General features: G+C 74.3%; 17 protein-coding genes. 9 read left to right on the top strand and 8 right to left on the bottom strand.

Annotation, left to right across the window (positions count from 1 at the left end):
* The first annotated feature begins 51 nt into the window (after positions 1–51).
* Together ACZ6ZI_RS22920 and ACZ6ZI_RS22915 are read left to right on the top strand one after the other, a co-directional pair.
* Entirely contained in the window at positions 52–954 is a 903-nt protein-coding gene (locus ACZ6ZI_RS22920; protein WP_469523737.1) for an NAD(P)-dependent oxidoreductase, read from the top strand.
* Between the two features lie 241 nt (positions 955–1195).
* On the top strand, positions 1196–1342 hold the full coding sequence (locus ACZ6ZI_RS22915) for an excalibur calcium-binding domain-containing protein (protein ID WP_469523736.1): 147 nt from the start codon (positions 1196–1198) through the stop codon (positions 1340–1342).
* 21 nt (positions 1343–1363) lie between these two features.
* Here the strand turns inward: ACZ6ZI_RS22915 and ACZ6ZI_RS22910 are convergent, their stop codons facing one another.
* On the bottom strand, positions 1364–3259 hold the full coding sequence (locus ACZ6ZI_RS22910; protein WP_469523734.1) for an alkyl/aryl-sulfatase: 1896 nt from the start codon (positions 3257–3259) through the stop codon (positions 1364–1366).
* 505 nt (positions 3260–3764) lie between these two features.
* On the opposite strand from ACZ6ZI_RS22910, the gene ACZ6ZI_RS22905 reads away from it, so the two are divergent.
* The 3 genes from ACZ6ZI_RS22905 to ACZ6ZI_RS22895 all read left to right on the top strand — a co-directional run bounded on the left by ACZ6ZI_RS22905 (position 3765) and on the right by ACZ6ZI_RS22895 (position 6638).
* Positions 3765–4115 (top strand): effector-associated constant component EACC1, encoded by a 351-nt coding sequence (locus ACZ6ZI_RS22905; protein WP_469523732.1) that lies wholly within the window; start codon positions 3765–3767, stop codon positions 4113–4115.
* A complete protein-coding gene (locus tag ACZ6ZI_RS22900; protein WP_469523730.1) occupies positions 4108–5904 on the top strand; it encodes a caspase, EACC1-associated type in 1797 nt (598 codons plus the stop codon). The genes ACZ6ZI_RS22905 and ACZ6ZI_RS22900 overlap by 8 nt, the downstream gene beginning before the upstream one ends.
* Before the next feature lie 80 nt (positions 5905–5984).
* The gene (locus ACZ6ZI_RS22895) at positions 5985–6638 is read left to right on the top strand and encodes a DUF7691 family protein (protein ID WP_469523729.1); all 654 of its coding nucleotides are present in this window, start codon (positions 5985–5987) and stop codon (positions 6636–6638) included.
* On the opposite strand, the gene ACZ6ZI_RS22890 is transcribed toward ACZ6ZI_RS22895, so the two are convergent.
* Complete coding sequence (locus tag ACZ6ZI_RS22890) at positions 6628–6963, bottom strand: type 2 periplasmic-binding domain-containing protein (protein WP_469524010.1); 336 nt, start codon at positions 6961–6963, stop codon at positions 6628–6630. The two genes, ACZ6ZI_RS22895 and ACZ6ZI_RS22890, sit on opposite strands and share 11 nt — an antisense overlap.
* Before the next feature lie 232 nt (positions 6964–7195).
* On the opposite strand from ACZ6ZI_RS22890, the gene ACZ6ZI_RS22885 reads away from it, so the two are divergent.
* Entirely contained in the window at positions 7196–7642 is a 447-nt protein-coding gene (locus ACZ6ZI_RS22885; protein ID WP_469523727.1) for a hypothetical protein, read from the top strand.
* Positions 7643–7701: 59 nt separating this feature from the next.
* On the opposite strand, the gene ACZ6ZI_RS22880 is transcribed toward ACZ6ZI_RS22885, so the two are convergent.
* From ACZ6ZI_RS22880 to ACZ6ZI_RS22865, 4 genes are all read right to left on the bottom strand, one after another.
* Positions 7702–8595, bottom strand: a complete 894-nt coding sequence (locus ACZ6ZI_RS22880; RefSeq protein ID WP_469523726.1) for a D-hexose-6-phosphate mutarotase — start codon at positions 8593–8595, stop codon at positions 7702–7704.
* Between the two features lie 120 nt (positions 8596–8715).
* Positions 8716–9159, bottom strand: a complete 444-nt coding sequence (locus ACZ6ZI_RS22875) for an SRPBCC family protein (RefSeq protein ID WP_469523725.1) — start codon at positions 9157–9159, stop codon at positions 8716–8718.
* Positions 9160–9313: 154 nt separating this feature from the next.
* On the bottom strand, positions 9314–10651 hold the full coding sequence (locus ACZ6ZI_RS22870; protein WP_469523723.1) for a carotenoid oxygenase family protein: 1338 nt from the start codon (positions 10649–10651) through the stop codon (positions 9314–9316).
* A gap of 2 nt (positions 10652–10653) precedes the next feature.
* Positions 10654–11976, bottom strand: a complete 1323-nt coding sequence (locus ACZ6ZI_RS22865; protein WP_469523721.1) for an MFS transporter — start codon at positions 11974–11976, stop codon at positions 10654–10656.
* A gap of 208 nt (positions 11977–12184) precedes the next feature.
* Here ACZ6ZI_RS22865 and ACZ6ZI_RS22860 point away from each other — a divergent pair, with 208 nt between their 5' ends.
* The gene (locus tag ACZ6ZI_RS22860; RefSeq protein WP_469523720.1) at positions 12185–14851 is read left to right on the top strand and encodes an AAA family ATPase; all 2667 of its coding nucleotides are present in this window, start codon (positions 12185–12187) and stop codon (positions 14849–14851) included.
* Here the strand turns inward: ACZ6ZI_RS22860 and ACZ6ZI_RS22855 are convergent.
* The gene (locus tag ACZ6ZI_RS22855; protein ID WP_469523718.1) at positions 14813–15190 is read right to left on the bottom strand and encodes a DUF2255 family protein; all 378 of its coding nucleotides are present in this window, start codon (positions 15188–15190) and stop codon (positions 14813–14815) included. The genes ACZ6ZI_RS22860 and ACZ6ZI_RS22855 overlap by 39 nt on opposite strands.
* Before the next feature lie 188 nt (positions 15191–15378).
* Here ACZ6ZI_RS22855 and ACZ6ZI_RS22850 point away from each other — a divergent pair, with 188 nt between their 5' ends.
* On the top strand, positions 15379–16218 hold the full coding sequence (locus tag ACZ6ZI_RS22850) for a PLL family lectin (protein WP_469523716.1): 840 nt from the start codon (positions 15379–15381) through the stop codon (positions 16216–16218).
* 135 nt (positions 16219–16353) lie between these two features.
* Entirely contained in the window at positions 16354–18120 is a 1767-nt protein-coding gene (locus tag ACZ6ZI_RS22845; RefSeq protein ID WP_469523714.1) for a hydroxysqualene dehydroxylase, read from the top strand.
* On the opposite strand, the gene ACZ6ZI_RS22840 is transcribed toward ACZ6ZI_RS22845, so the two are convergent.
* Entirely contained in the window at positions 18101–19228 is a 1128-nt protein-coding gene (locus ACZ6ZI_RS22840) for a polyprenyl synthetase family protein (protein WP_469523712.1), read from the bottom strand. The genes ACZ6ZI_RS22845 and ACZ6ZI_RS22840 overlap by 20 nt on opposite strands.
* Positions 19229–19289 lie beyond the last annotated feature (61 nt).

Below are 19289 nucleotides of genomic sequence, written 5' to 3'. Positions count from 1 at the left end.
TTCCTCGTGTTCACCGACGGGCCCACTCGCCCACTTCCAAGGAGCACCTTCGTGACCGCACCGCATTCCCCGTCCACCGACGTGACCGTGATCGGCCTGGGGCCGATGGGGCGGGCACTGGCCGGCGCGTTCCTCGCCGCAGGCCTGCGGACCACGGTCTGGAACAGGACCCCCGGCCGGGACCGGGAGCTCGTCGACCTCGGTGCGACCGGGGCCCGCGGCGCCGCGGAGGCGGTGGCGGCGAGCCCGCTGACCGTCGTCTGCGTCGTGAACCACGACGCCGCCGACTCCGTCCTACGGGATCGGGCCGTCACCGACGCCCTCGAGGGCCGTGCCGTCGTCAGCCTCACCGCCGACACCCCCGCCCGCGCCCGGGACGCCGCCGCCTGGGCCTCCCGGCACGGCATCCGCTACCTCGACGGAGCGATCATGACCCCGGCGGCGACGATCGGCGGCCCCGACGCCGTCTTCCTGTACAGCGGTCCGGCCGACCTCCACGCCGAACTGCGTCCGGTGCTCGACACCCTCCGCGGATCCCACCACCACCTCGGGGAGGAGATCGGCCGGGCCGCCGCCTACGACATCGCCCTGCTGGACGTGTTCTGGACCGCCATGGCGGGCTACGCCCACGCCCTCGCGGTGGCCCGGGCCGAGGGCATCACCGCCCGCGAACTCGCCCCCTTCGCCCAGGGCATCGGCGCCATCCTTCCCGGGATCTTCGCGGAGGCCGCCGAGGACGTGGACGGCGGCGGCTACTCGGGCGAGGGCAACCCGATCACCTCGGCCGTCTCCTCCATGGCACACATCGTGGAGGCTTCGGAAGCGCACGGCATCGACGCCTCGGTCCTGCGCGCGGCGGAGGGGCAGGCCCGCCGCGCCATCGGCCTCGGCCACGGCGCGGACGGCTTCATGCGCGTCACCGAACTCCTCGGCCGCACCGCGGGAGCGCGCTGACGGCTCGCCGCCCACCACGACGTCGGCCGGATGGACTTCGCGCAGGAGGTCCGGCGTCGGCTCGCCGAGGTCGTCGCCCCGGACCGGGGCGACGCCGTCACCGGGGACCGACGGGCCGACCACGCCGCCGAGCCCGGCCGCGGCCGTTCCCGCCCCGCCGCCGAGCCGGCCGCGCACCCCCGCCGCCGACGACGGCAAGCCGAGGACCGCCGAGACCACGCCGGCCGACAGGAGCGCCGTCGTGGGTGGCCCGAACCCCGGCGGAGACGGCGTCTCGTACCGCAACTGCTCCGCCGTCAGGGCGGCGGGGGCGAACCCCATCCGCAGGGGAGACCCCGGGTACGGACGCCACCTCGACCGCGACGGCGACGGCGTCGCCTGCGAATGAGCCCCCGCGCCGCCGCCCCCGTCAGGGGGTCACGATGGCGAAGTCGGGGTCCGGGGCGTCGAGGGCTCCGAGGAGCCGGACCAGCCGGGCGGGATCGCCGCCGACACGGGCGTGCCGGGCGATCTCGTCCGCCGGGATCGTGCCCATGAGCAGCGCCCGCAGGTCGCTCTCGCCGAGCGCGATCTCCACGTCCGGCCGACCGGTGGTCGTCCGCGCCCCGAAGGTGTGGCTGAGGACGCCGTTGCGCAGGTGCTGGGTGATCCGCCGGCCGTCGTCGAGGATCCAGAGGACGTCGATGGTCTCGTCCCAGCAGGCGGGCGCGTCGACCCGGATCGCGAGGGAGTCGAAGAGCTGATCGAGGGTGAGCGCCGCGATCAGGTCCGGGGAGGTGGGGACGGTGGGGGTGCCGACGTTGCCGTGGCGCAGTTCGTGGGCGCCCATCAGGTAGAAGTTGCGCCAGGTTCCGTTCTCGCTGCCGTAGCCGAGCTGCTCCAGCGCCCGCGCCTGGAGGGTACGGGCCTCGGCGTTGTCGGGGTCCGCGAAGACCACGTGGTCGACGATCTGGGCCACCCACCGGAAGTCGCCCTCGGCGAACGAGGCACGGGCCTGCTCCAGCACCCTCCGCGCCCCGCCCATGCACGCGACGTAGCGCCGGGCGGCCTCGGCCGGCGGGTGCTGCCACAGGTGGGCCGGGTTGCCGTCGAACCAGCCCAGGTAGCGCTGGTAGACCGCCTTGGTGTTGTGGCTCAGCGAGCCGTAGTAGCCGTGGGTGTGCCAGGCGCGTTCCAGCGCCGGCGGCATCTGCACGCGCTCGGCGATCTCCAGCGGGGTGAGGCCCTGGTTGAGCAGGCGCAGGGTCTGGTCGTGCACGTAGGCGTACAGGTCGTGCTGTTCGCCCAGGTACCGGCCGATGCGCTCGCGACCCCAGGTGGGCCAGTGGTGGGAGGCGAAGGAGACCTCCGTGCCGTCGAGGAAGAGGTCGACCGCCTCGGCCAGGTAGCGCGCCCACACCCGGGGGTCGCGCACCTGCGCCCCGCGGAGGGTCAGCACGTTGTGCAGGTTGTGCGTGGCGTTCTCGGCCAGGCACAGCGCGGACCGATCGGGGAAGTGAACGTTCAGCTCCGCCGGGGCCTCGGTTCCCGGGGTCAGCTGGAAGACCATGCGGATGCCGTCCACGGTCTCCGTCTGCCCCGTCCGCGTCACCGTCAGGGTGGGCGGGACCAGGCCCACGGTCCCGGTCGACGTCGTCTGCCCGAGGCCCGCCCCGACCTGTCCCCGGGGTCCCTTGGGCAGCGCCGCGCCGTACATGTAGGCGGCTCGCCGGGCCATCGCCGTGCCGGCGTACACGTTCTCGCTCACCGCGTGGTGCATGAAGCCCTCGGGGGCGATCACCGGGACGCCGGCGGCGACGTCCGCGTCGTCGATGACCCCGCGCACCCCGCCGAAGTGGTCGACGTGGCTGTGGGTGTAGAGCACGCCGGTCACCGGGCGGTCGCCCCGGTGGGCGCGGTAGAGAGCCAGGGCCGCGGCCGCCGTCTCCGCGCAGATGAGGGGGTCGATCACGAACACCCCGCGCTCGCCCTCGACGACGGTCATGTTCGACAGATCGAGGCCGCGGATCTGGTAGATGCCGTCGGTGACCTCGAACAGGCCGTGCCGGGACACCAGACGGGACTGCCGCCACAGACTCGGGTTGACCGTGTCCGGGCAGTCGCCGTCGTCCAGGAAGGCGTAGGCGTCGGCGTCCCAGACCACGGCTCCGCTGGCGTCCCGGACGCACCCGTCCTCGAAGGCCCCGACGAATCCCCTGGCGGCGTCCTCGAAGTCCTGCCCGTCGTCGAACGCGAACCGTCGCGCGATCGCCGCGTTGTTCTCCGCGATGGCCGACTCCGCGTCCCGCCGTTCTTCGTCGTGCATCGTCTCGCGCGTCCTTCCCGAGTTCTCCGCCCCGTGCCGCGGCCGTACCCGCCCACCCTCCCGAGCGCCGCCCACTTCCACCATCGGGGCGGCCCGATCGGAGGAAGGCCCGCACGGGAGCACGTCGCGGCGCGCGGGCGTTCCGGGCAGGGGGCGTCCGTGCTCGGCCGTTCGGGTGGCGTCGCGGTTCCGGAGCCGACACCCGGCGTGCAGGATCGCCATCCGGACCGTCCGAACGGGCGATGCCCCGGACGGGCAGGGGTACACCTTGTCGGACACGACCCGGCCACGGCGGAGTTCGGGGAGGGATACGCCACCCGCACCCGGATCGACCGGACGGCTTCCGGAACGTGGACGATGCCGTACCGCAGCCCGTGGCTGAGGCTCCCGCAGGAGCACGGGCCTCCGGTAACCGACCGGTTCGCGCCACCGCTTGACCTGATCCACGGCTGGAGCGGGGAGATCCGGCCTGCCAAGCTGGGCCCACGGCACGGACGGGGGAGACATGAGCGCGCACGCGTATGAGATCCGGGTCGGCGGTGACTCGGGCGGCGAGGACCTGCGGCGCCTGGCCCAGTGGTTGCGGGACGACGAGTACGTCGGGGAAGCCGGAGAGCTCTCCTTCGAGGCCGGACCGCCCGTCGAGGGGGCCATGGGGGCGGCGTTCGAACTGATCCAGTTCTGTGTGGACAGCGGATTCCAGACGGCCAACCTCGTCCTCGCGATCACCCTCTGGCGCCGCACCCGATCCGAGCCGCCGACGGTCACCATCGAGCGCGACGGCGTGCGCGTCGAGGTCCACAGCGCGGACCCGGAGGTCGTGGCACGCCTGGCCGCCCGCCTCGAGAATGGCTGAGGAGACCACCGCGGCCACCCTGCCCGACCCCTCCTCCTCCTGGGCCGTCCTCATCGGCTGCTCCGGCTACGAGCACTTCGAAGACCTGCCGGCCGTCGCCAACAACCTGCTGACGCTGCGGCAGTTCTTCACCTCCTCGGAGGGCTGGGCGCTGCCCGAGGAGCAGTGCGTCACCATCGCCGATCCGCGCACCCCCGGCGAGGTCGTCAATCCGCTGCGCACGGCGGCGGGCCGGGCCCGGGACGCCCTCTTCGTGTACTACGCGGGCCACGGCGTCCTGGACGACGAGCTGCGCTTCCACGTGTCCCTGACCGGTTCGGCGGGCGACGAGCCGTGGTCCTGCCTGTCGTACGAGTGGATCCGCAAGGCGCTCGCCGGAGCACGCGCCCCGAGGAAGGTGGCCGTCCTGGACAGCTGCTTCAGCGGCAAGGTCCACCTGGGACTCATGTCCCGCCCCTCCGACGCCGTGCGCGCCGGCACGAGCGCACGGGGGACCGTGGTCCTCACCTCGGCGCGGGACGACCGCGTCGCCCTGGCACCACCCGGGGACCGGTACACGGCCTTCACCGGCGAGCTGCTGACGGTCATGACCGAGGGCGTACCCGGCGGACCCGCCCTGATCACGGTCGACGGAGCCTACGAGCACGTGAAGCGGTCCCTCGCGAGCAGGGGGCTGCCCCGGCCGGACCGCACCGGCAGCGACACCGCGGGCTCGCTCGTCCTGGCCGTCAACGCGGCGGCGGACCTGCCGTCCACGGGGCCCGTGGTGGCCGTGGCCTCGTTCCGCGACACGATGCGCCGACTGGCCGCGCGTACGGGTCCGGCCACCGTGCCCGAGGCGCCGGCGGACCCGAACCCCGAATCGGCCGGCCCCTTCCCCGGAGAGGTGCTCCGGGGCCGCTACAGGGTGCGCGCGTGTCTGGGCGTCGGCTCGATGTCGAGGGTGTACGCCGCCCACGACCGGATCCTGGGGCGGACGGTGGCCATCAAGATGGCCTCGGGGGCCCTGGCGCGCGGCGGCGACGCGCACGACGAGGCCCGGGTCGTGGCCGGCCTCAACCACCCGGCGATCGCGACCGTGCACGACGTGTGGAGGTACCGGGACGGCGACTGCATCGTCATGGAGTACATCGACGGCCGCGACCTGGCCCGGTTGAGACTGCGCACCGCGCTCACGCCGGCCGAATGCGCGGCCATGGCCTACGAGTTCCTCGGAGCGCTCGCGTACGCGCACGACGCGGGGGTCGTCCACTGCGACGTGAAGCCGGCCAACATCATGATCACCGTCGAGGGGCGGGTCAAGATACTCGACTTCGGCATAGCGGGCAGAGTGGCGGACGCGCACCCCGGCATCCACCCGGGCATCCACGCCGGCATCCACGCGGGCGGCTTCGTCGGAACCCCGCGCTTCGCTCCCCCCGAGTCGTTCGCGGGAGCGCCCCCGGACGTCCGGCGTGACGTCTACGCCTGTGGCGTCACCCTGTTCTTCCTGCTCACCGGCGAGCTGCCGTTCGACGCCGAGGCCGATCGCGACGCCGAGGCCGGTCGCGGGGACCTTCTGCCGCCCCAGGTCAGGACGTCGCACGTGCCGAGACCGTCGTCCCTTGCCCCCGGGGTCAGCCCCGGCCTCGACGCGTTGGTGATGCGGGCCATGCACCCCGACCCGGAGCGGAGGTTCCAGACGGCGGCGCAGATGAGGTCGGCCCTCGCCCACCACCCCCGGCTACCCGACCGCGACCGCCCCCTCGGCCGCTCCACGCCGGCCGACTCCGTCGGCCGGGTGCGTTGACTCGCCAGGTCCCGCCCGTCGAGCATCCGCGCATCGGCCCCGGACAGCGTGCTGTCAGTGCCCTTTGGCAGCATGCACCCATGAGCAAGGTAGTGAACTACAGCATGGCGAACCGCGGCGAGGTCGCGCGCTTCGTGCCCGCCCTGGACCTGAGCGCCGACGAAGCGCGACGCCTGGACAACATGCGCGTCAGGGCGAAGGCGCGACAGGACAGTCTCGACCAACAGGGCGTGGACTGGGGGCTGTCGGTCCCGGACGCCCTGGAGGAGCTGGTGACCGGCAAGGCCGAATCCTCCGCCGAATACGCCGGCTGCGCCTACTACGCGGCCCTCCAGGTCATCATCGACCACAACGCGAGCGACAGCGCGACCCTGGCGAGCTACCGGAGCCCCGTCACCTACTTCTCCGCCCTGGACGACGCCCTCGGCGCGGCGGGCGTCCCGGCCGAACTGCTGCCCTACCAGTACGTCTTCAGCGGCCCGCCCGCGGAGATCGGGATCCGCGTGCCCCGTCCCGCGGACGGCTCGCCGGAGATCGGCTGCTGGCCCCTGGCGAAGGCCGTCCCCGCGGTGGAGGCCTACCGCGCGGCCCTGGACCGCGTGGACGCCGATCTGCGGTACGACCTCGGGGAGCTGATCGAGGCCCTCGACGGTTGGGCCGCGGACTGGACCGAGAACGAGGGCGCCTGGTGGTGGGCCGAGGACGGCTCGATCTTCTTCTCGATCACCGGCTGACCTCCGGGGAGACCGCCCGGGGGCCGACGGACTCCTCGGAGGCGGTCGGGGGTGCGAACAGCTCCCGGACGGTCGCGGCGGCCGTCTCGCGCAGCCAGGTGTGGGCGCGGTCGTCGTCGTGGCGCCGGTGCCACAGCAGGTGCAGCGGCACCTCGGGCAGCGGGAGCGGCGCCCGCAGCGTGATCAGGCCGAGCCGGTCGCGGGCGGTGCGGGTGACGGCGTCGGGCAGGGTGACGACCAGGTCGGTGTCGAGGGCGAGCCGCAGCGCGAAGGCCGTGGTGGGCCCGGCGGCGACGACGCGCCGTTCGAGGCCCCGCGCGGCCAGGGCGTCGTCGATCCCGTCGCGCGCGACGCCCGGCGAAGGCTCCCTGGAACGCCCTTCGCGGTCTCGCTCGCCCGCTGACCGGCCGGGCCCGGACGGTGCGGCTCACTTGGATGCGAGTCGCCCCACCCCCAGTAGACCCGCCCGTAGGGCAGGGGGACCGGGAAAACTCGATCGACGGCCTCGCACTCCACGGGTGAGGATGCGGGACCGCCCTCAGACCGCCGGAGGTTCCGTGGGATCCAGAGACGCCGACATCGACTTCACCTTCGCGCACCCGATCACGGTGCGCGCCGTTCTGGACGCGATCACCGGAACGGGCTGGTCCGTCGAAGTGCCCGTCGGACGCGTCAGCTACATGATCAACGACGCGGACGACGCCTACGAGTGGTACGACGGCGCCACCGACGCCCTCGGCGGGGTCTTGGCCCTGCTCGACGCGCCCGCGAACCTGCCGTACACCGTGGCCTTCAACGTCCACCATCCGGAGGCGGGTACCGGCGGGATGCTCATGTTCATGCCCGGCCGGAAGGACGTCTCCTTCGTGCCCGCCGGCGACCGTCGGCGCCTTCCGGCGGCGCCGGAGTTCACCGACCTCGCCTGGTACCTGCACGCGCTCGTCCCCGCGCTCGTCGCGGCAGGGCTCGAAGGGTACGAGGCCAAGGAGATCCGTTACCGATAGGCCCGCGTGGCCGCGGCGCGGCCCCGTCCCCGGACGGGGGGCGGGGCCACGCGGGGGCGTCAGGCGTCGGGGAGCAGGCGCAGGGTGAGGGCCAGTCGCCCGGGGCGGCCCTCCGTCACCTCGATGGGGGTGTTGATCCGCGCGGTCTCCACGCACAGGAAGCGGCGGTAGTCCTCGTCCGTCAGGTCGGCCATGGACGCCGACAGCTCCGGGCCCGGGTTCCAGACCACGACGTCGCCGGCCTGGTCGTGCGTCACCTCGATGGCCCGGCCGAGGGTCCTGTCGTCGATGACGGTGGTCTTCTCGGGTCGGGTGTAGACCCGTTCGACGTGGCCCTCGGGCGTCACCGCGCCGCCGGCGTCCACCACGTCCTCGGCGAGGAGGTTGTCGCGGTACGGGGCGCCGAGGCCGGTGACCTCCGCCGTGCCGAGGTCTCCGATCGGCAGGTAGGTGTGCAGGGCGGCCGTGGCGACGAACTCGCCGTGTGCCTCGATCTCGACGTCGCACGCCGCACCGAGCCTGATGCGCGTGTCCAGGGTGAACTCGTGCGGCCACAGCGCGAGCGTCGCCTCGGAATCCCGCAGGCGAAGGGTCAGCAGGACCGAGTCCTCGCCGCTGTCGTGCTCCACCAGCTCCCACAGGAGGTTGCGGGCGAAGCCGTGCGACGGGAGCGAGGGGGACGCGGAGGGCCCGAACCAGGGCCAGCACAGGGGTACGCCGCCCCGGATGGGCTTGCCCGCCTGCCAGGTGGCCCGCTCGCCCAGCCAGAGGCCGGGCGCGGAACCCGTCGGCTGCCAGGCGATCAGCTGGCCCCCCTGGAGGCTGACCACGCCCCGGACGCGCGGGTGGTCGACCACCAGGACCGGGATCTCGCCGATCCGGCGGAGGGTCACCGAGTCGGACAGCCGCTCGGTGACGGCCAGGCTGAAGAATGCGGAAAGTTCGTCGCTCATGCCCCGACTCTCGACAACCGATGGCGAGCTGGTCAAATCCGGCGTTCGTCAAGGCCGCGACGAAGGGCCCGCCTCCCGCCGCGGCAGGAGGCGGGCCCGAGCCGGCCGGGTCCCGGGAAGCTATTCCGCGGCCTTCTTCAGCGCCTTCAGCCACGAGACGAGCGAGTCGTCGAGCGCGGCCGCGAGGTGGGCGCGGTCGGCCTCGACGGGGGCGCCCGCCCAGGACTCCCGGGTGTGGACCACGACCGCGTCGCCTTCCTGGGTGAACGTCCACTCGTGCACGCCGGTGATGCCGTGCGCGGGGCCGCCCCACAGGATCCGGTGCCGGGCCTCGTCGACCGCGTAGACGGTGGAGTCGATGGTCAGTCCCGCCGTCACCCAGTGGAAGGTGGCGCCGGGTGCGACGGGGCCGTCGAGGCGGGCCTCGGTGATGTCGTGCTGCCAGTCGGGCCACAGGCCGATGTCGGTGTGCAGCTCCCACACCCGCTCCAGGGGAGCGGCGATCCGGATGGTGTGGTCGGCGACGACGGGCGCGTTCTCGTCGATGGTGGTGGGGTAGGTCATGACGACTCCTCGGTGTGGGTCGGTGTGGGTCGGTGTGAGCCGCTGCCGGTTTCGGCGGGGGCGCAATGCGAGGGGGAGGGGGCCCGGGCCGCCGCTGCGGGGGAATCAGGGGCGGCCCGGGCGGCCGGTGGGCGGCCGGCGCGCGGCCGGCCGGTCAGGCGCGGTCGTCGGTGTCGGGGATCCAGTGGCCGTGGATGCCGGCGGGCACCCGTCGGGGGAGTTCCACGGCGGCCACGGTGCTGAGGTCGCCCGCGTCCAGGACGAGCAGCTCCGAGGCGTCGGCGGTGAGGTCGCTGACGATGGTGAGCAGGTAGCCGTCGTCCTCGGACGTGCCGCCCTCGGCGGGTGCGAAGACGGCCTCGCCCGGCATCCGACCCTCACCGTGCGCCAGCAGCCTCTCCTTCCCCGTCCGGGTGTCGAACTTGACGGTGTGGTAGCCCGACAGGCCCGCGCCCGGGAAGGCGATGGCGTAGCTGTAGCGGTAGTCGGCGCCGGTGTGGGCGTCGTTGATCGACGGGAACTCGGTGACCAGCCCGTTCAGGGGCTCGGAGGTGACCTTGCCGCCGACCGGGTCGATGACCCAGCGGTGGAACGTCGACCCGGTCGCCGGGCTCGTGCCGAACCCCGGGGCGCCGACCCACCACTTCCACGAACTCTCCCAGGCGGAACGGTCGAAGGACGGCGCCTCCAGGACGATCCGGCCCAGCGAGTCGGTGTAGGCGTTGGCCACGTGCAGCAGCGCCGCCTGGTCGGGCACCTCGAACCAGCGGGCCGGGCCCCCGGCGCGCGGCACCACGCCGAGGCGCAGCGGGACGTCGTCGTGCCAGCGGTAGGGGATGCCGGAGTGTTCCGCGTGGTCGAAGACGACCGGCGAGGCGATGAAGACGACGTGTTCGCGGGTGATGGCGAAATCGTGCATGAGGGAGGGGCCGGCGCCGTCGATCACCTCCGACCGGATGATCGCTCCGGAGGCGTCGGCCACGTAGTAGGTCAGGTACGGCGGGAAGGGACCGTAGCCGAAGAAGTGCAGTTCGCCGGTGACCGGGTCCTCCTTGGGGTGGGCGGTCATCGCGCCGGTGAGCCTGCCGCCGAAGTCGTGGACCCCGATCGTCTCCAGGTCGGCGCTGACCTCGTAGGGCAGGTTCGCCTCCTGGAGGGCCAGGTAACGGCCCCCGTGGAAGATGATGTTGGTGGCGGCGGCGCTGACGTCGAGCTCGGTCCCCGTGAACGGCACGCCGTCCAGGAAGGGGGTGCGTACCCAGCGGTTGCGGTACCACTCGGCCCGCCCGTCCTTCAGCCGGATCCCGTGGAGCATGCCCTCGCCCCGGAACCAGTGGCTGGGCGTGATGCCCGGCTTGGGGTTGTGCCCGTTGCGGAAGTAGCGGCCGTTCAGCTCGGGCGGGAGGGTGCCGCGCACCTTCAGGTCGCGACCGGTGATCTCGTCGGTGACGGGGGCGAAGTGGCCGCTGAGGTAGGGCTTGTCGAGCGTCATGGTCAGGCCTTTCGGGTGGACCGCGCCGGGAGGGCGGACAGGAGGGAGATCACGAGGGTCAGGGCGGCGCAGGCCAGGAAGGCCGAGCCGATGGAGGGGAGCAGGGTCAGGAAGGACAGTCCGACGGCGCCGCCGATCTGCCGGGTGGCGTTGACCAGCCCGCCGGCGAGGCCGTTGTCGGAGGCGGCGACTCCCGCCGAGGACAGCGCGGTGAGCCGTACGAAGGCCACCCCGAGCCCGGCGCCGATCAGGAGCGTGGGCCCGAGCAGGTCCACGGGGAAGCTGCCGTCGGCCGGCGTTCGCGACAGCCAGGCCAGACCGACCGCGAGGACGGCCAGCCCCGCCGGCAGGACCGCGCGGCCGGACAGCCGCCCGGTGGCCCACGAGGTGAGGGCGATCACGATCGCGAGGGGCAGCTGGGTCAGCCCCGCCTCCAACGGCGTGTAGCCGAGGACGCGTTGCTGGTAGAGAGGCAGGAAGTAGAACAGGCCGAGCCAGACCGCGCCCAACAGCGCCATCAGCACACCGGGCAGCGCCACCACCTTCATGCGCGCCGGCAACAGGGGCTCGGGAGCCCGGCGCTGGAGTGCCACGAACACCCCGAGCAGCACCAGTCCGGCTGCGGCGATCACCCAGGGGCCCGACAGCCCGTAGGTGAGGGCGACCAGCCCCGCCGTCACCGTCACCGCACCCGGCGCGTCCAGGCTTCCGCCGCGCGGCCGGTCCGCCGCGACGAGCAGCCACGTCGCCACCAGGACGGCCAGGGCGAGCGGCACCATCACCACGAACACCGCACGCCATTCGTACAGGCTCGTCAGCACCCCGCCCAGCAGGACACCGGCCGCCCCGCCGGCCCCGGAGACCGCGCCCCACACCCCGAGCGCGGTGCCGCGCGCCCTGCCGCCCGGATGGAGCGTCAGGACGAGGGCCAGCGCCGTGGGCGCCAGCAGCGCCGCGCCGACGCCCTGCACCGCCCGGCTGACGATCAGCGTCGTCGCCGTGGGCGCCAGCGCCGCCCCCAGGGAGGAGGCGGCGAACAGCCCGACGCCGGCGAGGAACACCCGGCGCAGCCCGTACACGTCGCCCGCCCGCCCACCGGCCAACAGCAGGGCGCCGAAGGCGAGGACGTAGGCGTTGACCGTCCAGGCCTGGGCCGTGTCGGACAGTTCGAGCCCGGCCCGGATGCGGGGGAGGGCGACGTTCACGATCGAGGCGCTCAGTACGACGAGGAACTGGGCCGTGGCCAGGACGACCAGCGGTGTCCATCCGGTGGCGGTCCGCGGTGCCGGGTCGGTGCCGGTCGGTTGCGGTGCGGTGCGGTTCATGGCTCAACCCTCGCGGCGGGCGCCCCCCGCTCGCGTCGGTGGTCATCACCTATAGGCGACGCGGGCGCCGTAGGTGTCGCCCGCGCACCCGGTACTCGCCCCGATGCCGGCCCGGTACTCGCCCCGGGCCCGCCCGGAAAGGAGGTCAGGAGCGGAACAGGTCGTTCCCCGATTCCCCTGGCGCGCAGCACCGCATAGGTTGGCGATCATGCCCGCAACGAACACGGACGCCGACGTACTGATCGGTCGACAGGACGAGACACGCCGGCTCGAAGCGCTGCTCGACGCGGCCCGCCAGGGCCGGGGCGGCGCCCTGCTCCTGCGGGGTGAGCCGGGGATCGGCAAGAGCGCGCTGCTGGACCACCTGCACCGCGCGGCGAACGGATTCCTCGTCATGAGGGCGTCCGGCGCGGAGTTCGAGAGCGAACTGCCCTTCGCCGCACTGCACCAACTGCTGGCGCCGACCACCGGCCGGCTGACGGAGCTGCCCGCACCGCACCGCACCGCGCTCCAGGTCGCCTTCGGCCTCGACACCGGCACCCCCGACCCCTTCCTCGTCGGCGTCGGATCCCTGGGCCTGCTCACCGAGACGGCGGCCGAACGCCCCCTCCTGTGCGTCGTCGACGACGCCCAGTGGCTGGACGGGGCGTCCGCCAAGGCGCTCGCCTTCCTGGCCCGCCGCGTCGCGGCCGAGCCCATCGCCCTCGTCTTCGCCGCCCGCGAGGCGAACGCCCTGCCCGAACTCGCCGGGCTGCCCACCCACCACCTGACCGGACTCGGCGAAACGGATGCCCGCGCACTGCTGGCCACGGCGGTCCGCGCACCCCTGGACGAGCGGGTACGCGACCGGATCCTGGCCGAATCACGCGGCAACCCCCTCGCCCTGGTGGAGCTGCCCCGGACCGCCGGCCTCGCCGGAATGGCGGGCGGGTTCGCGCAGCCCGACTCGGTACCCGCCGTGATCGAGCAGAGCTTCCGCTCCCGCCTGGAGCTCCTCGCGCCGCCCGCCCGCCTCCTGGTCACCGTCGCCGCCGCCGACCCGATCGGGGACCCCGGCCTGCTGTGGCGCGCGGCCGAACTGCTCGGCATCGACCCCGCCGTGGCGGGCACCGTCCCCCTCGTCGACTTCGGCACCCGCATCCGCTTCAGCCACCCCCTCGCCCGCTCCGCCGCCTACCGGGCCGCCGCACCGCAGGACCGGCGACGGGCCCACGAGGCACTCGCCGCCGCCACCGACCCGAACGCCGACCCCGACCGACTGGCCTGGCACCGCGCCCAAGCCGCCGCCGGCCCCGACGAGCAGGTCGCCGCCGGGCTCGAAACCTCCGCCGCCCGAGCCCGGGAACGGGGCGGCCTCGCCGCGGCGGCGGCCTTCCTCGAACGCGCGGCGGCCCTGACCGCCGACCCCGACCGGCGGGCCGACCGCGCCCTCGCCGCCGCCCGGGCCAAGCTCGCGGCCGGCGAGTTCGACGCGGCGGCCGAACTGCTGACCACCGTGACCGGCGACGATCCCGGCCGGGCCGCCGGCGCCGACCTGCTGCGCGGCAAGCTGTCGTTCGTCCGCCGCCGGGGCGACGAGGGCCCCACCGCCCACCTGCTGCGCGCCGCCGGCCGGCTGGCGGCCACCGACCCCGCCCGGTCGCGGGAGTGCCACCTGGACGCCATCGAGATGGGCGTCCTCCTCGGCGACCTCGACCGGGTGGCGGAAGCCGCCCGCGAGGCCCCGGCGCCGGACGGGCCGGCGACCACCGCGAGCAGGCTCCTGACCGGCGTGATCGCCCTGGCGGGCCAGGACCACCGGACGGCCGGAGAGATCCTCGGGCCCGTCATCGCCGACCCCGACGACCAGGTTTGGGCAGCCCGCCCGTCGCTGGGCTACCTGCTGGCCGCCGAGTTCTGGAACTTCGACACCATGGACGCGATCGCCGCCCGGACCGTCGCCGCCGGCCGCCGCTCGGGCTCCTTCCACGCCCTGCCCATCGGACTGGCCATGCGGGCCACCACGACCGTGCACCGGGGCGACCTCGGCACCGCGACCGAGCTGATCTCCGAGGAGGAGGCGATCGCCGACGCCACCGGCGCCGCCCCCCTCGTCTACCCGCGCCTCCACCTGGCCGCGCTGCGCGGCCGACGCCAGGAGGCCCTCGACCTGTTCGCGTCCGTGGACCGGCGGATGAGCCTGAGCGTCCAATGGGCGACGGCCGTGCTCGGCAACGGCCTGGCCGACTACCCGACCGCGCTGCGGGCCGCCCGACTGGCCGTCGAGCACGGCGCCGTCGGCACCGCCGGCCTCGTCCTGCCCGAGCTGGTCGAGGCGGCCGTACGCTGCGGCGAACCCGAGACCGCGGCAGCGGCGCTGGCCGCCCTGCGCGAACGCACCCGCGCGGGCGGGCACGCCTGGGGCCTGGGCGTCGAGGCCTACGCCCGCGCCCTGGTGACCGAGGACGAGAACGACTACCGGGAAGCCGTCGACCTCCTGGAGGGCGGCACCCTGACCGTCTACCGCGCCAGGGCCCACCTGCTGTACGGGGAATGGCTGCGCCGCCAGGGCCGGCGGCGCGACGCCCGCACCGCACTGCGCCGGGCGCACGAAGCGCTGTCCGACCTCGGCGTCGAGGCGTTCGCCGAACGCGCCGCCGGCGAACTGCGCGCCACCGGCGAGCAGGCGCGCAGCCGCACCTCGAAGGCCTCGGACCAACTGACGCTGCAGGAGGTGCACATCGCCCGTCTGGTCGCCGACGGCGCCACCTCCAAGGAGGTGGCGGCCAAACTCTTCCTCAGCCCCCGCACCGTCGACGCCCACCTGCGCAACATCTTCCGCAAGCTCGGACTCACCTCACGCAGGCAACTGCGCGACCTTCCCGACCTCCGTTAGGCGCAGGGTGGTGGCCGCCGCCTCGGCCCCGTTCATCGACTCCACCGGACCGGGCCAGTGCAGCCCGTACTTGGCCCGGTAGGCCCCGGACACCCGCTCGACGAGGGCCGGATCCGTCACCGGCCGGAGCACGACCCCCAGCCGCACCCCGGCCGACGCCTCCACCTCCGTCTCGGCCCGCCGCAGGACCCGCCGGTACCAGGCACTGCGCCGCCCGAACGCGGAGCGCACGTACGCCTCCCCGTCGAGCACCACCACCCAGACCGTCCGGCCCGACCACCTCCCGGCGCCGTCCCGTACCCACAACACGATCTCCGTACGATCCACGTCACTTCCCATGGGGCCACCCTGGTGGCGCGGGCGCCCCCTACGCGTCGGTGGTCATCACCTAGGTACGCGCCGCCGGGGGCCCGATCCGGACGCGGTGACGCGGTGCGTGGCCGAATCCGCGGGCCGGCGCGAACTGCCCCGCCTCGGGAGGATGGGCGTGCGGCCCGCACGGGCCGGTCGGGAGGACGGGGAGCCGAATGGGAACACGCGGGGGACGGATGCGGGGCCGCTGGGTCCGGGCGGGGGCGCGCGCGGCGGTCGCGATGGCGTTGGTGTGCACCGGGGTGGCGCTGGCCCCCTCGACGGTGGCACGGGCCGCCTCGCCCGTGTGCGCGATGGACACGGGGGCCGCGGGCCTGGCGAGCGCGCCGGTGGCGGGCACCCTGCTCTCCGTGGAACGGGCGGACGGCCGGATCGCGCAGCTCCAGCTCTTCTACGATGCCACCGCGACCAGGGGCCTGCCCTTCGTCTGGCATCGCGAGCAGAACGCGCCGGGCGGCGCGTACGGGGGGTGGCAGCGGGTGAGCGCGGCCACCGTGGGCCCGAAGAGCCAGGCCATCGCGGCGATCGAGAACTCGGCGGGCGGGCTGGAACTGCTGTTCTCCACCTACGGTTCCTTCTGCCGCACGGTGCGGGACGACGCCGGCGCGGGCGGCTGGAGCGTCGCGGAGGGCTTCGGTCTCGCGCCGACGCCGTACCACGGCGGAGTCGTGCTGTTCAAGGAGCGCGACGGCAGCATCGACGCCTTCGCCTCCGGGAGCTACGGCGCCGGCGCGATGGAACGGCGCCACCAGCAGGACGCGGGCACCGGCTGGGGCCCGAAGCAGTCCCTGGGGCAGGTACCGGAAGCCGGCGTGGGACTGGGCCAACCCAGCCTGGTGGAACAACTGCCCGACGGCAGGCTGCGCGTGGTGGCGCGGGAGTGGAACCGGGACCGCACGTGGGAGATCCGCCAATCGGCGCCGGGCGGTGGCTGGGGCCCCTGGCAGCTCACCACACCGGTCCAGACCGTCTCTCACCGAACGACGCGGGCTTGACCGGCAGGATCCGAAAGGGACGGTCCAGGCCTCGCCCACCCCGCCCGGTGGTGTCCGACCGCACGGATGTGATGATCTTGCGTCCGGCGCGCCCGGGGCTTCCGTGCCGCGACGGCACGGAGCGGGGGACGGGGCATGGGGACGACGCGAGCGGGATCGCCGACCGGTCGGCGGGTGGTCGTGATCGGAGGCGGTCCGGCCGGCCTCACGGCGGCGATGGAACTGGCCGAACGAGGGTTCGCCGTGACGGTGGTCGAAGCCCGGGCCCTGGGCGGCAAGGCCCGCAGCATCCCCGTGCCCGGCACCGGCCGCGACGGGCGCCGTGACCTCCCCGGGGAGCACGGGTTCCGCTTCTTCCCCGGGTTCTACCGCAACGTCACGGAGACGATGGCGCGGATCCCGTCCCCCGGCGCCGGCCTGACCGGCCGTACCGTGGCGGACCGGCTGGTGGCCACCTCGGAGGTGCTCTACGCACGGGACCGGGGGCGCGACGGGGTGGTCGTGGACATCTCCGGCGGCCCCGGCACCCGCGACGTCGAGGCGACCCTGCGGGCCGTGGGCCGGCTGCTGGCGCGGACCCCGGGCCTCTCGCCCGAGGAGAGCGCCTACTTCGCCAACCGGCTGCTCGTGTTCGCCACCAGCGGCCGGGCCAGGCACGAAGACGAGTTCGAGAACACCTCCTGGTGGGAGTTCACCGCGGGGGCCACCGCCTCGGAGGAGTACCGGCGCCTGTGCGTCATCGGCCCGACGCGCACCCTGGTCGCGGCCAAGGCCGAGGTGGCCGCCGTGGAGTCCATCGGCCGGACCCAGGTGGAGTTCTGGTCCGGGCTCCTCGGCGGAGCCGACCACGCCGAGGCGGACCGCGTCCTGGACGCGCCGACGACGGAGGCCTGGATCGGCCCCTGGGCGCACCACCTGCTCGGGCTCGGCGTCCGGTTCCTCGTCGGACACCGGGTCACCCGACTCCTGACGGCGCGCGGCGCGGTACGGGCGGCCGCCGTCCGCACCCCCTCCGGAGCACTGCGCGAGATCGAGGCCGACTGGTTCGTGTGCGCGGTCCCCGCCGAGGCCGCGGTACGGACGCTCGGCCCGGAGGTGTGCGAACTCGACGAGTCCCTGACCGACATCGACCGGTTGGAGACGGACTGGATGACCGGCGTCCAGTTCTTCCTGCGCGAACCGACCCCGCTGGTGCGCGGGCACGTCATCCACGTGGACTCGCCCTGGGCCCTCACCTCCATCGCCCAGGCCCAGTTCTGGTCCGACATCGACTTCCCCGACCGTTACGGCGACGGGACCGCGCGCGACTGCCTCTCGGTCGACGTCTCGGCGTGGGACGTACCGGGCCCGCTGACCGGCAAACCGGCGCGCGCGTGTACCCGGGAGGAGGTCATCCGGGAGGTCTGGCACCAACTGACGGACTCGCTGCGCCGCGACGGACGGGAGCTGTTGTCCCCGGGCCTGGTGCACTCCTGCTTCACGGACCCCGCGATCCGCTGGCCCGCGAAGAGCGGGGAGCTCGCCCGCAACACGGAGCCGCTGCTGATCAGCACGGCCGGCTCCCGACGGTGGCGCCCCCGCCCCGCGGGCAAGGTGCCCAACCTCTTCCAGGCCGGCGACCACGTCGACGTCGACCTCAACCTCGCCACCATGGAGGCCGCCGACCAGAGCGCCAAGGCCGCCGTCAACGCCCTCCTCGCGACGGCCGGTACGCGGGCCCCCGACTGCGTCGTGCGCGGCCGCCCGCAGCCGGCGGAACTCGCCCGACTCCACGACCTGGACGACACGTTGCACGCGGCGGGCCTCCCCAACGCCTTCGACCTCCCGGCCCCCTGGCTCCGCGGCCGCGAAGCGGCCGGCCGATCCGCCCCGACGCCCCGGATCAGTACGCGCGACCGGTGACGAACGCGGCCAACGCCCTCAGATCGGCCCCGGCCTCCCGCGACGGCGGGCACACACGGGCGAGAGCGGCGAGCGCCGCCCGCTCGTGGGACCGGGCCACCGCGAGGGAGACGGCCCGCGCCCCGCTGAGGTCGACGAGCCGACCCGCCTCTGCCCGCTGCGCGGGCGTCCACGGCCCGGACAGCGCGTAGAGCTCGCGCAGCCGACGGGACACCGCCTCGTCCGCCCGGGCGGGATCCGAGGACCAGGCCACGGCCACCGGGTGGGACTTCTTGCGGGCCGTCAGGTCCGCGCCGACCGGCTTGCCGGTCACGGTCGGGTCGCCCCAGACGCCCAGGACGTCATCGACGATCTGGAAGGCCGTGCCGAGGTGTTCCCCGAAGGCGGCGAGGTCATCGGCGGTGCCCGGGGTCGCCCCCAACGCGCAGGCGCAGGCGAACAGCGACCCGGTCTTGTCGGCGTGCACGCGAAGGGTGGCGGTGACCTCGGGGCACGCCTCGTCCTCCAGCGCGAGGTCCAGGGCCTGCCCCTGGAGCAGCCGTACGAGTGCCTCCCCGAGCAGGCCGGCGGACCGCGAGGCCGCGCGCAGCACCCCGGGGTCGGGCACCGACGGGCCGGCGGTGGCGTCGGCGTGCGCACCCGTGGCGGTGAACACCAGGTCGAGGGCGTGGGGGGTGAGGGCCGCGACGGCGTCCTCCACGGCGCCGGGTCCGAAGACGCGCCAGGCCGCGGGACGTCCCCGGCGCACCTCGTCCCCGTCCATCACGTCGTCGTGCATGAGGGAGAGCGTGTGGAGCAGCTCCACGGCGGCGGCCCCGGCCCGCAGGAGGGCGCTCCCGTCGCCTTCGCTCTCGCCGTCGAGGGGGTCGCCGGTCGCCCGGGCGGCGGCGAACACGAGCGCCGCTCGTACCGCCTTGCCCCTGCCTCGGCCGTCCTCGGCGACCACCCTGCCCTCCGCGTCCCGCACACCCCACTGGTAGGCCAGTATCCGCGCCGAGGCCGGATCCACCCTTTCCAGCAACGGGGCGATGACGGCGTCCGTACGGCGCCGGGCCTCGGCGAGGAGGGCGCCGACCTCGACAGAGGTGCCGGTGGGGGAGGGGTCCACGCGTACTCCGGAAGCGTCGGCGGGTCGGGTCGACCCGGTTCGGCCCGCGGCGGGTACCGCC

Source organism: Streptomyces sp. NPDC103540 (genome assembly GCF_055584445.1).
This window is presented reverse-complemented; position numbering and strand designations above follow the sequence as displayed.

Coding starts and splice junctions, on each gene's coding strand:
- ACZ6ZI_RS22910 (WP_469523734.1), bottom strand. CDS start 3,259: ATGCACGACGAAGAACGGCGGGACGCGGAGTCGGCCATCGCGGAGAAC.
- ACZ6ZI_RS22905 (WP_469523732.1), top strand. CDS start 3,765: ATGAGCGCGCACGCGTATGAGATCCGGGTCGGCGGTGACTCGGGCGGC.
- ACZ6ZI_RS22900 (WP_469523730.1), top strand. CDS start 4,108: ATGGCTGAGGAGACCACCGCGGCCACCCTGCCCGACCCCTCCTCCTCC.
- ACZ6ZI_RS22895 (WP_469523729.1), top strand. CDS start 5,985: ATGAGCAAGGTAGTGAACTACAGCATGGCGAACCGCGGCGAGGTCGCG.
- ACZ6ZI_RS22880 (WP_469523726.1), bottom strand. CDS start 8,595: ATGAGCGACGAACTTTCCGCATTCTTCAGCCTGGCCGTCACCGAGCGG.
- ACZ6ZI_RS22875 (WP_469523725.1), bottom strand. CDS start 9,159: ATGACCTACCCCACCACCATCGACGAGAACGCGCCCGTCGTCGCCGAC.
- ACZ6ZI_RS22870 (WP_469523723.1), bottom strand. CDS start 10,651: ATGACGCTCGACAAGCCCTACCTCAGCGGCCACTTCGCCCCCGTCACC.
- ACZ6ZI_RS22865 (WP_469523721.1), bottom strand. CDS start 11,976: ATGAACCGCACCGCACCGCAACCGACCGGCACCGACCCGGCACCGCGG.
- ACZ6ZI_RS22860 (WP_469523720.1), top strand. CDS start 12,185: ATGCCCGCAACGAACACGGACGCCGACGTACTGATCGGTCGACAGGAC.
- ACZ6ZI_RS22855 (WP_469523718.1), bottom strand. CDS start 15,190: ATGGGAAGTGACGTGGATCGTACGGAGATCGTGTTGTGGGTACGGGAC.
- ACZ6ZI_RS22850 (WP_469523716.1), top strand. CDS start 15,379: ATGGGAACACGCGGGGGACGGATGCGGGGCCGCTGGGTCCGGGCGGGG.
- ACZ6ZI_RS22845 (WP_469523714.1), top strand. CDS start 16,354: ATGGGGACGACGCGAGCGGGATCGCCGACCGGTCGGCGGGTGGTCGTG.